This window comes from Pseudoalteromonas sp. P1-11, assembly GCF_001399995.1.
In the GTDB taxonomy this organism is placed as follows: Bacteria; Pseudomonadota; Gammaproteobacteria; order Enterobacterales; family Alteromonadaceae; genus Pseudoalteromonas; species Pseudoalteromonas atlantica.
Window position 1 is genome coordinate 241,214 of record NZ_LJSP01000006.1, and the last position, 13,711, is coordinate 254,924.

A 13,711-nucleotide genomic window follows, 5' to 3' on the forward strand; every position below is an offset into this window, starting at 1 on the left:
AACCTTGCAGATACAGCTCAATGCTTTGTTTTTATTAGTCGTTTTATTTTTTAGTAAAATTACACTCGCCAATCACAATAGCGTTATATTTAACCGCCCAGCCGACTCAGCTCAAGCAAGCTATGCGCTCGCTTTACTCACATTAGCCTATAAAGAACTTAATTATGAAGTACACATAATTGATTTTAATCGCCAAAATGCCTTATTAGCAGCCAATAATGGGGTGTTAGATGGCCAACTTGGCCGCGATATAAGTATAGAGGCGGACAATAAAAACCTGATCAGAATTAACTACCCACTGTTTGACTATAAGCTTTTACTGTTTAAAAACTGCCAACCCAATACACTCGATAAGCTCGATAGTATTGCGGTTTTATCAGGCTATCCAGTTCAGCACCATTACTTAAATGAGCATAAGTTTAACGGCAATATTATTGAAGTAAAAAATATTACGACCCAACTTAACCTACTAGCCCAGCATAAAGTTGATGGGGCAATTATGCTCGACTTTGTGCTTAAAGCCGATAACTTTTCCCTGCCAGAGACCTGTATGCAAACCCAGCTGCTAAGTACGTTTTCGCTCTATCATTATGTACATAAAAAGCACGCGGCTTTGGTAAGTAAATTATTGAATGCTTTAAATAAGCTACACGATAACGGCACTAGTCGCGCATTGCGCGCAAAATACAATTTAAAACTCTAGCATGTACAGCAAGGTTTAAAATTCAAAGCCTTGTTGTTTATCTAAAGTGGCTTGTGATTGCGCAGCTTGGCGTTTTTGTAAATACCGTTTGTAACGTTGTTGGCACAAGCTAAGTACTTTCTTTTTTTGCGCATTGCTTAACGCATTCCAATTAAAGCGCTCATCCCGGCTTCGGTAGCAGCCTTTGCAATAACCTCGGTTGTTTACTTGGCAAATACTTTTACAGGGGCTTGGAATATCAAATATTTCAATTTGTTGCATTGCGCCCCCTAAGTAGATTAATTGCTTTGTATGAGTATAGCGTTATTTATGCACAAAAAAAAAGCAGCGTTTACGCTGCTTTATTACGCTACTTGCCAACGCAGATGCCTAATGGCTTTGCTCACATACTTTGTTTGTGATTTCAGTTTTGCGTTGAAATGGCTTTGCATACATAGCTAAAACAAGTGGCTTTAGCTCTTCTGGCACTAAGGCTAAACGCTGCTCAAAAGTGGCGGTATCGGGCTCATCAATAACTGCTTGCTTGCACCCACCGGCAATGTAATTTCCTGGGTGTAAGTAAAAAGACTCAACAATGTGCTTATCAATTGTTTGCGCCAGCTCATCAGCATCATCGCAACCGCTTTCAACCGGTTGTCCAAATGCTAAATGCACATGCCCTTTAGCAGAGCTAAATCCTTCAACAATACTTGCTATGTCTTCGCCTGCTGATTTTACGTATTCACCGTGCTGCTGTTTATGATAAAGCTCTTTTGCTTTAGAAATTGCACAAGGCTCATACTGGTAAGAAATAGACACCGGAACAATTTTTAACTCTTTAATGTACTCGCCAAATTCTTTCTTTTGTTTACGACCATTAAGTTGCAGCATTTTTAAAAGCGCCGGATCTGTTTGATCAAAGCCGTCTTTTGCACGCCCTTCTTTTTGCGCAATCCAAATAGAGTTTCCTGCTGTTAACGAGTCATAAATATACGACGACAACTGCGTAAGCGCCTTAAGCATCTCTTTAGGTGCTTTGGCTGAGCGCTTAACGATAAAGCTTTTATTTAAGCGCATCAGCTCGGTTATATACGGTATTTGCAATAAGTTATCACCAATTGCTATACGCACCGTCTTCATTTTATGTTGATACAAACCCCAATTAACAAGTGCAGGGTCCAGCACTATGTCGCGGTGGTTTGATATAAATAAATACGCCTGCTGCGGGTCTAATTTGTCTAAACCCGAAAAGGTAACTTTTGAGGTAGTGCGTTTTATAAGTTTATCTAAATACTTTGCAACTTCGTTTTGTACATCTTCAACGCTCGTAAATTTACCCCACTTTTTTCGTAACTGGCTTCTCACCAGTGTACGAGCAATAAAAGGCATAGCGGATATAAAGCGCGGTAAGTTGTACTTTGCTATTACATCTATAAACGCATTATCGTTAATTAAACGCGCTAGCGAGGCCGCAACTTCATCGTCGTTGTAAGGTCTTATGTCTGCGTACTTATCTTCTAATTCACTCATTACTGCATCTACAATGTTAAAAAACGGCACGCAAAACGTACCGTTTATATATAATTTTGATTATAACTCAGCCACTCTTAAATAAGAAATAGCCATTTGGTTATGCTTATTTGCGAGCCATTTCAGTCTATGACCACACAAAAAGGGGTTGGTGCATTGTTTTTTAGTTTTATCAACGTTAATAAGGCTTGTTGACCTTTCAAAGGAAAGTGAGTTCAACCTCAAAAAATAAACAGGCCCCAGCGATATAGCCCGCTAAAATATCATGTTATTTATATTTGAGTGGGCAGACCAGCCAATTTAAACTTTTATCAGCAACCTGACTTTTTGTACTAAGCATTTGGTAGTAATAGCATTAACAAAGGTGTGTATTCGTAGTACCTTAAACGCTCTTGCCATTTTACGGTACGCATTTAGATAGGACACACAATGAAAATCACCATTCTCGATAACGCTACTTTAGCTAAAACCTCGTTAACTTGCATTGAAGAACTAGGTGAGCTAACTACTTACGAACTTACGTCACCAGAGCAAGTTGTCGCTCACAGCCAAGGCGCGGACGTCCTTATTACCAACAAGGTTGTGCTAAATCGCGATACGATAAGCCAACTTAAAACGCTTAAGCTTATTTGCGTAAGTGCAACAGGCACTAATAATGTTGATTTAAACGCCGCTGAAGAATTTGGTATTGTCGTTACCAACGTAGCAGGCTACTCGACCCCTTCGGTTGTACAGCACACGTTTTCGTTAGTAACTAATTTATTAGGTAATACACACCGCTACCAGCGCGACTGCCAGCAAGGCGCTTGGCAAAAAAGCGAGATGTTTTGCAGATTAGATTACAGCTTTAATGATTTACAAGGTAAAACATTTGCCATTATAGGTGGTGGAACGCTAGGTAAAGGTGTGGCGACAGTAGCGCAAGCTTTTGGAGCCAATGTAGTGGTTGCAGAGCGTAAAGGCGCCTCTTGTAGAGAAGGCCGTACACCTTTTGAAGAAGTATTAAAAACCGCTGATATAATTAGCGTGCACTGCCCGCTTACTGATGAAACACGCGATTTAATTTCGTTAGATGAGCTAAAAATGATGAAACCCAGCAGTATTATTATCAATACCGCCCGTGGTGGCATTATAAATGAAGCCGACTTAGCCACAGCCCTAGAGCAAAATTTAATTGCCGGTGCGGGTGTTGATGTACTAACTAAAGAGCCGGCAGAGCCTTCTAACCCGCTGGCTAATTACACAGGCGAAAACTTGCTTCTTACACCTCACATTGCATGGGCCAGCACAGAGTCAATCGTACGCTTAATTAATGAAGTAAGCCTAAATATTGCAGCCTTTACTAACGGCGAGTCTCGTAACCGCTTGGTATAATAACAATTTGCAATAATAATTAGCCGCATTGAGGCTAGGTTTTACCTGTCTCAAAGTCGCTCATTCTATTTAGTAAATAGCTGTAACGTGTTTTCGCTAGGCTAAATAAACGCAGGCTAGCTTAATCGTTAAAAAACCTAAAAAGTGGCTGTTTTTGCTAATGATTTTTATAATTAATCACTTAAAAACAGCCATTACAATCTAACCCTATGAATTTTATAACTTTGTTATATTGGCCTATTACTTGCTCCTGATAAGTAAATAATTAAATTAAAACTCATCAAGGACTATAACAATGAAAAAATCACTTTTAGCTGCTGCACTTATTGCTCCGTTTTTAACAGGCTGTGTTATTGCCGTATCAGATGGCGAAGCAGAAACGCACTGGGCAGGTAACGACTCATCAAGCTGGCAACATCAGCATAAAAAAAACCGCGAAGCGATTGCAGATTTAACAATGGATAGCAGCTACCAATCTGTTTTAGCGCAATTAAAAACGCCAAACTTTACCGAGCTATTGAAGAAAGACGATGATGTGTATCAGGTACTGTTTTACGTGACTAACAGCATTCACTCTGATGGCAAAACAACAAAAGATGAATGCACGCCATTGGTATTTAAAAATGATAAATTGGTAGGTATTGGTGAAAGCGCGCTAGGCATGATCACAAAATAACAACGCGTTAGTAGCATAAAGTCGCCCCGCTAGGTAATAACATTAACGTGTGGGGCCGATTTAAATAACGCTTTAATATAAACACAGCCACATTATAAGTTAAGCGCAACCACCTGATCGCGCCCTGCATCTTTTGCGGCATATAGCCCTAGGTCAGCTTGTTCAAGCAAGGCTTGTTCGGCACTTGCATTGCCGTTTTCCATACTGGCAATGCCAATACTGATTGTTATGTGATCTGCATTTAACGAAGCTTTGTGCTCTATATTGAGGCTGTTTACCGCTTTTCTTAACTTTTGGGCAAATGCTAATGCCTGTTGTTTATTAACATCGGGTAATACCGCAGCAAACTCTTCCCCCCCGTAGCGGGCAATAAAGTCAGTACTACGCTCACATTGCGCTGCTAACGCCTGGGCAACCTGCTTTAAACACTCATCCCCCGCTCGGTGGCCATAGCAATCGTTGTAACGCTTAAAGTGATCTATATCCATTAATAAAACAGACAAACACGAGCCATTACGTTTACTTCTGCGCCATTCACGAGAGAGGTTTTCATCTAAATAACGCCTGTTGGGTATTTCCGTTAAACCATCAATTGAGGCAAGCATTTCTAACAAATCATTTTTTTGCTTGATCAGTAATTGGTTGCGTACCCGCACTTTGACTATAGACGCATTAAAGGGTTTAGTGATGTAATCCATTGCACCTAATTCAAGTCCTTTTGCTTCATCGGTGTGGCTATTATTAGCCGATATAAACACAATAGGAATAGACTGAGTAATAGGGTTTTCTTTAAGCTGTACAAGCACTTCATAACCATCAATGCCTGGCATCACCACATCTAAAATAATTAAATCGACCTGATTAGATTTAATAAAGGTGAGCGCTTTTTCGCCGCTTTCGACTAAAAATACGTCATGCTCAGTGCCCAGTGTTTTTTCAAGCACCAACCGGTTAAGGGGATCATCATCCACAATCAGTATTTTAGCTTTTTTCGACATCCCGTCCCCCTAAGGTTTCAATAAATATAATCACTTGCTTTAGCTGAATGATTAGCTCTTTTAAAGTGTGCTGAAGCGGCTCGTTAGTTGTTTTAAGGTGCGTTTCACATTGTTTGGCACACAATGAAAGCCTAATAAAACCTAAGTTACCCGCCACGCCTTTAATGCTATGCACTAAGCGTACCACTTCATCTCGCTGGGTGTTTTCTTCAATTTGTTCTAACTGCGTTTCACACAGCTTCGCAAACTTTCCGACCATGGTTGCCAGTAAATTTTCATCAAAATTAAACTGGGTGAGCGCAAAGCTTTGGTCATAAAACTTAGGTTTTATAAAGTCTACGTCTCTAATTGCATCTAACAGCACAGCTGCAACCACAGGTTTAGTCAAATGCTTATTCATGCCGCTACTAAGTGAGCGCTCAACATCTGCAGGTTCACAATGTGCTGTTAAAGCAAAAATAGGCAGCTGGCGCGCGTCAAACTGTTGGCGAATCAATTGCGTTGCTTGGCAACCATCAATATGCGGCATTTGCACGTCCATCAAAATTAAATCTGGTTTTAATATTTGTAGCAGCTCTATTGCATCTGGCGCATTGGTAACCGTTATTACATTTATATGGGCCTGTTTTAGCACACTGCTAATAATGTCTAAATTAAGCGGGTTATCATCAACCGCCATAATAAGTAGACCCGATATATCTTTTTTTACTTCTTCATTATTTTCAGCGGCTTTAGGTGGCTCCGCCCCCGCATTAGCATTTAAGCTAATCAAGCGCTGAGCTAACGCCGTAGCTTTAACATGTTGTGCGTTAATTTGCGTAGTACAAGGCAATGCTAAAGTGTGTTCGTGATTCACCACAACCACAGGGTATGAGTTGCCACTGAGCGTTTCGTGTATAGATTCAACCTTTAATAAATCGTTCAATGTGGTTTCATCAATAATCAGTTGCTGTGCATCAGCAAGCTTTATTGGGTAGCGAAGCGCCTCTTCTAAATCAATAGCTACCACTTGTGAGTAGGCATTAACCACTTCGTTTAGCTGTACAGTGTCATCGCTCACAATGGCTAATGTATTAGGTATAAATACACTATTTTTAGCCGTATCTACCGCAAGCGCTAGAGTAAAGAAAAACTCACATCCACGGCCTTTGTCGCTATTAATTGCAATTTCGCCGCCCATTAAGGCTACACCATGTTTAACTATAGCAAGTCCAAGCCCGACCCCTTGGTGAATACGCGTAGAGGATTCATCGCCTTGAGTAAAAGCATCAAACAGTCGTCGTTGGTCAGCTTTAGCAATACCTACACCACTGTCTATTACGTGAAAACAAATACGTTGCTGATCTAAAACGTCATTTTCTTCAAGCACCATTTTTAAGGTAATACTGCCTTTATTAGTAAACTTAACGGCATTGGTAAGTAAGTTACCTAATATTTGTTGCAAACGTATTGAATCCCCCACCAGCGCGGGGTTAATGAGTGGATCTATTTCAATATTAAAGCTTAACCCTTTGTTTTGGCACAATGGCGCTGTTAAGCTCTCGCAAATATCAATCAGTTCAACTAAGCAAAAAGGCACCGGTTTAATTTGCGCTTGCGAACTTTCTACTCGGGCAAAATCGAGCATTCTGTTTAGCATCAGCAATAAGCTTTGAGCTGCGTTTTTAGCCTGCTTAGTTTGTTGCAGCTGCTTATTTTTTAAGCCTTGCTCTACTATCATATCTAACAGCCCTAACACAGCGTTAAGAGGGGTGCGGATCTCATGGCTTAGATTAGCAATAAAGCGGCTTTTAGCTATTGTTGCGCGTTCTGCGTCATGCTTAGCTTTAGTCAGTGCACTTACATCTTGAATATGAATAACATAATAAGAGGGATCACGGTTTTCATCCCACACCAGCGACACACTCAGCTGCAGCCAACTTGTTAGTTTTCCTTGTGAGAGCGTTAAGTGATAAACCCGTTTTTTATCATCTAATAAGTGACAAAGCGCATTTTTTATTTCTTGCCACTGCGCCTCATCAAACAGCATTTTTAGTGGCTCACCAGTTAAAATATCTTGCTGTGAAAATAACTTACGAGCCGCTTTGTTAACTTGCAATATGGTGTGCTCAAGCGAAAGTAACACCACACTGTTTGCTGCAAACTCTATTGCACTTCTAAATTTAGATTCTGACGCTTTTAACGCCGATAGAGTTTGCTGCTGCTCAGTAATGTCTCGCCCAATTCCCATAGTGCCTAATAAGTGCTGGTGCTCGTTATAAAATGGGGCAATCGTTAATTGATACGATTTGTCGGTGCTATCTATGCGTTGCTCAATGCTACTTTTGGTTTGTAAAACTTGCTTTTCTAGTAGGCTTAGCTGTAAATCGTCGCTGTCTAAATCTTCAATACGCTTACCGACTAGGATAGCTTGCTCTTTGCCTACATAGGCTTCAAATGCTTTATTACAACCTAAAAAAGAGCCATCAATATTTTTAAAGTAAATAAGATCAGGCACACTATTTAGCATTGTATTTAATAGCGCTAGGTGTCGCTCTTTTGCTTCGTAGCTGCGTTTTAGCTTTTGAGATTGCAGCTGTAACTGATCATCGAGTTCTTTATTAGCTTCTTGGAGCGACTCAACTAACTGTGCATTTTTATCAAACACATATTTAACGCGAGAAAACCAAGGCTGCCAATTTAGAGGGATGGGGTAATTAGAAAGCGCGGCTTTAGGGGCATCATTTTGTTCAAAATATTGCATTAAATGAGTCATTGGCCTAACAAAAATACGTTGGCTTAACCAAAAAAATACCGCAAACATTAAGCTTAAAAATAACGTTAAAAACGCAAACTCTAAAAGAACTTCATACCTAATTGGCGTGATCACTTTTATTTGCGGCTCATAAAAGGCGGCATGAATGGGCAGGTTCCCCATTGCTTGCATAAAAAACTGCGCATTTGTGTTATTAACTAAGTTTATTTTTTCATTGTTATGGGCTAATTCAGGCCAATAATCTTTTAAGGCTGTTGCTTCATTTAACTGCTTAACAGAGCTGGCTATCACTTGATGCGACTGGTTCATAAACACATATTCGCCTTCACTTGGTGCCACCTTTTTAAGCCAGCTAGACATGGCCTCTAAATCGTATATTAAAATGATGTAGTCTGACGAATTAGGTTGTTTTTTACGGCCAATAGCAAAATAAGCGCTATCGCGTATTTTAACAATGGCGCTTGAGGTAAGCTGGCCAGGTATAAATGTGGGCTTAAAATTACCATTTAAAATTTTATTAAGCATAGTGCTTTGGCTTTTATTACGCCTTACCACATAGGCAAACCCCGAATCATCAACATAGGCAACGGCCGATAACGATTGCATAAGCGATAACGCGGTATTAAACGTTGGGCTTAGGGTTGTAGCTTGCTGCCATTGGATCAACGCACGGTTAGAAAAAGCAAACTGCCCTTTACCGACTATTTCGCCTTGGCGCTCGCTAAAGTGGCGGTAGTAGTAATTGTCGTATTGATTAATACCTTCTAGTAAGTTGCGATTGAACTGCTCAACACTAGGCTGCTGATACGATATAAAGGCATTGTCAAAAAAGTCATTTACCGAGCTCATTATATGGCTAACTTGAGCCGACACTTGCTCAAAATCGGCTTGACGTTTTTCTATGGCGCGCTCAACTTTTATATTATACAAGTGCAAACACAGTAAAAATGCCACAAATAAGGGAACAAATAATGCTACAAATAAAGAGCGGTAATAGTCTTTTAGAGGTAAAAATTTCAACGTTTTGCCTAAGTTTTGGCCCGATAGTCAGCCACTAGACTATCGAGCCAAATTGTTCTGCGCAAGTTATAAATTTTCTTCTGCAAAGGAGGCTAAACGGCTGCGCACTACCCCGTTTAAATTAACTGTTGCACTGCCTTCAAAGTCTTTAAAACGCTCAACAATATAAGTAAGGCCGGAGGTAACGGGGGTTAAGTAGTTACTATCTATTTGCGCTAAATTACCGCTACAAATTAGTTTTGTTCCCTCGCCACAACGGGTAATAATAGTTTTAAGCTGAGATGCCGTTAAGTTTTGGCTCTCATCCAAAATTACCACTGCATTTTGAATACTACGCCCACGCATAAAGTTCACCGATTTAAACTGTACATTGGCTTTTTCCATTATGTAATTGCGACTCGAAATTGGGTTCTCGTCTCCTTTGTGTAGTACCTCTAAGGTGTCGGTAATTGCAGCTAACCACGGCGCCATTTTTTCTTCTTCGGTACCGGGTAAAAAACCGATAGACTCAGCTATTTCTGGAGTATTACGCGTTACAATGACCTTGTCGTAAATACCACGTTCAATCACCATTTCAAGCGCACTGGCCAGTGCCAGTAATGTTTTACCGCACCCAGCTGGGCCGGTTAAAATAACCAGCTCAATACTAGGGTCAAGCAAGGCGTCGAGTGCCATACCTTGGTAAATATTTTTAGGTTTTACGCCCCACGCTTGCTGATGCATTAAACGCTCAACACTAATATCTTTTAATTTAATACGCTCGTTATCGTAAGATTTGACCCGCGCAGCAAAGTGCTCGCTGCCATCAAGTATGTACTCATTGCAAAACACATCTGGAATTAAGTTTTTAGCCACATAATGAAACGTATCACGGCCGTGCTGCTGTGTTTCGCATTGCCCTACGTGCTGCCAAAAATCGCCCTCTATTTTTTTATAGCCGCTAGTTAATAAAGCAATATCATCAATTAGTTGGTCGGTACGGTAATCTTCAACATATTTAAGGCCTGCACCTTTTGCTTTAAGGCGCATGTTTATATCTTTTGTCACCAATACAATTTTTGAATCGCTGTGCTGTTTTTGTAAATACACGGCGCAGTTAATAATACGGTGGTCGTTTTCATCCCCCGGTAAACCAGAAATAGAATCTGCAAAAAGATGATCATTAACAATAATGAGCGTGCCGGTGGAATTGGCATTTGCCTTTTTATTGCTAGGCAGTGCAACACCCTGCAACATTTGCTCAGGAGTTGCGTCTTTTAGTACCTCATCTAAGCCGCGAATAGCCACTCGTGCATCACGGCTTACGTCGTGTTTTCTATCTTTAATGTGGTCAAGCTCTTCTAAAACAGTCATCGGAATGACAACGTTATGTTCTTGGAAAGACAAATAAGCGAGGGGTTCGTGGAGTAATACATTGGTGTCTAGCACATACATTTTACTTTCAAGGTTCGAAGCTTTTTCCATAGCACTTTCCTTACGTTTTATGATTTTTATGCTATACCAAAATAACTAAGTAAAACGGGCCTAAATTCAAACCTGCAATACTTAATTGCTAAGGCATAATCTAAGTTTAGTCTATTTGTCATAAAAGTCCGTTTTATTACAAACACGATATAGTTTTTATTTACCTAAAAAAGAGCCATTTGTTAGCACTGTTAATGGGATTAATTCGCACTTATAAAATTAATTAAAAGTGAGTCAAATAGCGCCTTGCAGTGGTGTTATGTAACAGGTAACATAGCCGCCTTTTTCTTCATAGACGAGACATACATGAATTTTTCCTTAGGTCAGCGTTGGATCAGTGATACAGAGTCAGATTTAGGATTAGGCACCGTAGTTGCCATTGAAGGCCGCCAGGTCAGCATTTTATTTCCTGCCAGTGGTGAAAACCGTGTTTATTCTAGTGCAGAAGCACCGGTTACCCGTGTGGCATTTAATCCAGGTGATGTGATCAAAAGCGTTGAAGAATGGGAATTAGAAGTAGAGTCTATTGAAGTGCAAGGTGAACTACTTTGCTACGTAGGTACTCGCGTTGATACCGGCGAAGAAGCAAAGCTAAAAGAAACCTTTTTAGATCATTTTATTAAGTTTAATAAACCGCAAGATCGTTTATTTGCAGGCCAAGTAGATCGCTTTGATCGCTACACCTTACGTTACCAAACATGGCAGCACCAATTTGAGCGCCAACAATCGCCTATTAAAGGCTTAATTGGCCAGCGCGCTAACCTTATTCCGCATCAGCTTTATATTGCACAAGAAGTAGGTAAACGTTTTGCCCCACGTGTATTGCTCTCAGATGAAGTAGGCCTTGGTAAAACCATTGAAGCCGGCATGATTTTACACCAACAAATCATTAGTGGCCGTGCTAGCCGTGTACTCATTGTGGTGCCAGAAAACCTGCAGCACCAATGGTTAGTAGAAATGCTACGCCGCTTTAATTTACGTTTTTCTATTTTTGATGAAGAGCGCTGCGACGAAGCCTTTGCAGACTCGCCAAACGTATTTGATACCGAGCAGCTAGTGCTTACCAGCCTTGAGTTTTTAACCAAGAAAAAACGCTGGTTTGAACAAGCAACACTTGCTGATTGGGATTTATTAGTTGTTGATGAAGCGCACCACCTAAGCATTAACAATGGTAAGCCGAGCACCGAATATCAGCGCATGGCTGAGCTTAGCCAAGATATTCCGGGTCTTATTCTATTAACAGCAACGCCTGATCAACTTGGTCACCGTAGCCACTTTGCCCGCTTACAATTGCTCGACCCAGATAGATTTTACGACTACGATGTATTCAAAGAAGAAGAAGCTAATTACAAAGACGTTGCCGAAGCGGCAAATCAGCTACTGCAAGCGCAAGCCCTTGATGATACAGCCAAAGCCACACTCATTGAGCTATTAAAAGAAACCGATATTACCGATGTGCTTGAAAAAGCTCAGCAAGGTGATCTACCGGCGCGTAAAGAAATACTTAACATGCTGCTTGATCGCCACGGCACAGGTCGTATTTTGTTTAGAAACAGCCGCAGCGGAATTGATGGCTACCCTAGCCGTAAATTACATGCTTACCCAATGGCACTGCCAAAGCAATATAAAACAGCAATGTCGGTACTTGGCAGCATGAGCGGTATACAAAGTGCAGAGCTAAGCGCACAACGCGCTCTGTTTCCAGAGAAAATCTTTCAAGAGTTTGAAGGTGAAAGTGCAAGCTGGGGCGCATTTGATCCGCGTGTAGATTGGTTAATCGAAACACTTAAAACCCTAAAGCACGAAAAAGTACTGCTTATTTGTGCCAAAGCCGAAACCGCTATTAGCCTTGAGCAAATTTTGCGTGAGCGTGAAGCAATAAAAGCATCTGTGTTCCACGAGGGCATGTCGATTATAGAGCGTGACCGCGCAGCAGCCTTTTTTGCCGATGAATACGACAACGCACAAATACTGCTGTGTTCAGAGATTGGCTCAGAAGGACGTAACTTCCAGTTTTCGCATCACTTAGTGTTATTTGATTTACCACTAAACCCTGACTTACTTGAACAACGTATCGGCCGATTAGACCGTATTGGGCAAACAAAAGATGTTAATATTCATGTGCCGTATTTTGAAAATACAGCGCAAGAAGTATTACTGCGTTGGTACAACGAAGGCCTTGATGCATTTGAAAGCACATCAACCACTGGCCAACTATTGTATAAAGAATTTAGTGAAGACCTACTTGATTACATTGCTGCCCATAATTGTGATGAAGAAGAGCTCGACCCTCTACTTGAGCAAGTAGCCAAGCAAAATGCCGTGCTACGCAAACAAATGGAAAGTGGCCGTGACCGTTTATTAGAGCTGCATTCATCTGGCCAAGGCGCTGCCGATTCATTGGTTGAAGAAATTGAAGCACTTGATAACCAATTTGAGTTACCAAGTTACATGATCAACGTATTCGACACATTTGGAGTAAGCCAAGAAGACAAAGGCGAAAACACCATTATTTTAAAGCCAACAGAGCATATGCTAAGTGCATCGTTCCCTAGCTTAAAAGAAGATGGCATGACGGTTACCTTTGACCGCGATACCGCCCTTTCGCAAGAAGACGTACATTTTATTAGCTGGGATCATCCTATGGTGCAAGGCACGATGGACATGATTTGTGATGATGACTTTGGTAGTGCTTCTGTAGCTTTGCTTAAAAACAAAAAATTACCACCAGGTACCTTTTTTGTTGAGCTAATATTTGTAGCCGAAGCTATGGCACCAAAAGCCCTGCAAGTAGGTCGCTTTTTACCGCCAACGCCTATTCGCATATTACTTGATAAAGCCAGTAATAACCTCGGCGAAAACGTGGCGTTTGATAGCTTTAACCAACAGCTTTCAGCCGTTGGTCGTCAAACTGCAAGTAAATTAGCAGGCGCTTTACAAGGTGCGGTTCATCCAATGATCAATACCGCAAAAGACATGGCTCAGCAACAGCTTGAGGTTATACGCAGTGCGTCACTTGAAAAAATGCAAAGCACCTTAGGTGAAGAACAAGCTCGCCTTGAAGCGCTTAAGCAAATTAACCCTAATATTCGCCAAGAAGAAATTACCTTCTTCGATAAGCAGCGCAGCGAGCTGACAACGCATATAGAAAAAGCCCAGTTAAAACTTGATGCGATACGCTTAATCGTAGTTTCACACTAAAGGTTTTTGAG

At 40.9% G+C, this 13,711-nt stretch carries 9 protein-coding genes; 4 read left to right on the forward strand and 5 right to left on the reverse strand.

Annotation, left to right across the window (positions count from 1 at the left end; all coding sequences use genetic code 11):
- The first annotated feature begins 4 nt into the window (after window positions 1-4).
- Window positions 5-703 (forward strand): ABC transporter substrate-binding protein, encoded by a 699-nt coding sequence (locus AN390_RS12800; RefSeq protein ID WP_024031530.1) that lies wholly within the window; start codon window positions 5-7, stop codon window positions 701-703.
- Window positions 704-718: 15 nt separating this feature from the next.
- Here the strand turns inward: AN390_RS12800 and AN390_RS12805 are convergent, their stop codons facing one another.
- Both AN390_RS12805 and AN390_RS12810 read right to left on the reverse strand, forming a co-directional pair.
- Window positions 719-964, reverse strand: a complete 246-nt coding sequence (locus tag AN390_RS12805; RefSeq protein WP_004586824.1) for a DUF1289 domain-containing protein — start codon at window positions 962-964, stop codon at window positions 719-721.
- Window positions 965-1,072: 108 nt separating this feature from the next.
- A complete protein-coding gene (locus tag AN390_RS12810; RefSeq protein ID WP_029774392.1) occupies window positions 1,073-2,212 on the reverse strand; it encodes a 1-acyl-sn-glycerol-3-phosphate acyltransferase in 1,140 nt (379 codons plus the stop codon).
- Between the two features lie 429 nt (window positions 2,213-2,641).
- Between AN390_RS12810 and AN390_RS12815 the strand changes: the two genes are divergently transcribed.
- Together AN390_RS12815 and AN390_RS12820 are read left to right on the forward strand one after the other, a co-directional pair.
- Window positions 2,642-3,586 (forward strand): D-2-hydroxyacid dehydrogenase, encoded by a 945-nt coding sequence (locus AN390_RS12815; RefSeq protein ID WP_055254904.1) that lies wholly within the window; start codon window positions 2,642-2,644, stop codon window positions 3,584-3,586.
- A 295-nt stretch (window positions 3,587-3,881) separates the two neighbouring features.
- Entirely contained in the window at window positions 3,882-4,262 is a 381-nt protein-coding gene (locus AN390_RS12820; RefSeq protein ID WP_004585870.1) for a DUF3192 domain-containing protein, read from the forward strand.
- Between the two features lie 92 nt (window positions 4,263-4,354).
- Here AN390_RS12820 and AN390_RS12825 read toward each other — a convergent pair whose 3' ends face one another.
- The 3 genes from AN390_RS12825 to AN390_RS12835 all read right to left on the reverse strand — a co-directional run bounded on the left by AN390_RS12825 (window position 4,355) and on the right by AN390_RS12835 (window position 10,499).
- Complete coding sequence (locus AN390_RS12825; RefSeq protein ID WP_024031527.1) at window positions 4,355-5,260, reverse strand: diguanylate cyclase; 906 nt, start codon at window positions 5,258-5,260, stop codon at window positions 4,355-4,357.
- Window positions 5,244-9,035 carry a PAS domain-containing hybrid sensor histidine kinase/response regulator gene (locus AN390_RS12830; RefSeq protein WP_055254906.1) on the reverse strand — a complete coding sequence of 1,264 codons (3,792 nt, stop codon included), beginning with the start codon at window positions 9,033-9,035 and terminating at the stop codon, window positions 5,244-5,246. The genes AN390_RS12825 and AN390_RS12830 overlap by 17 nt, the downstream gene beginning before the upstream one ends.
- 66 nt (window positions 9,036-9,101) lie before the next feature.
- Entirely contained in the window at window positions 9,102-10,499 is a 1,398-nt protein-coding gene (locus tag AN390_RS12835; protein WP_004585867.1) for a PhoH family protein, read from the reverse strand.
- Window positions 10,500-10,805: 306 nt separating this feature from the next.
- Here AN390_RS12835 and rapA point away from each other — a divergent pair, with 306 nt between their 5' ends.
- The gene (gene rapA, locus AN390_RS12840) at window positions 10,806-13,700 is read left to right on the forward strand and encodes an RNA polymerase-associated protein RapA (protein ID WP_055254909.1); all 2,895 of its coding nucleotides are present in this window, start codon (window positions 10,806-10,808) and stop codon (window positions 13,698-13,700) included.
- Window positions 13,701-13,711: the final 11 nt, after the last annotated feature.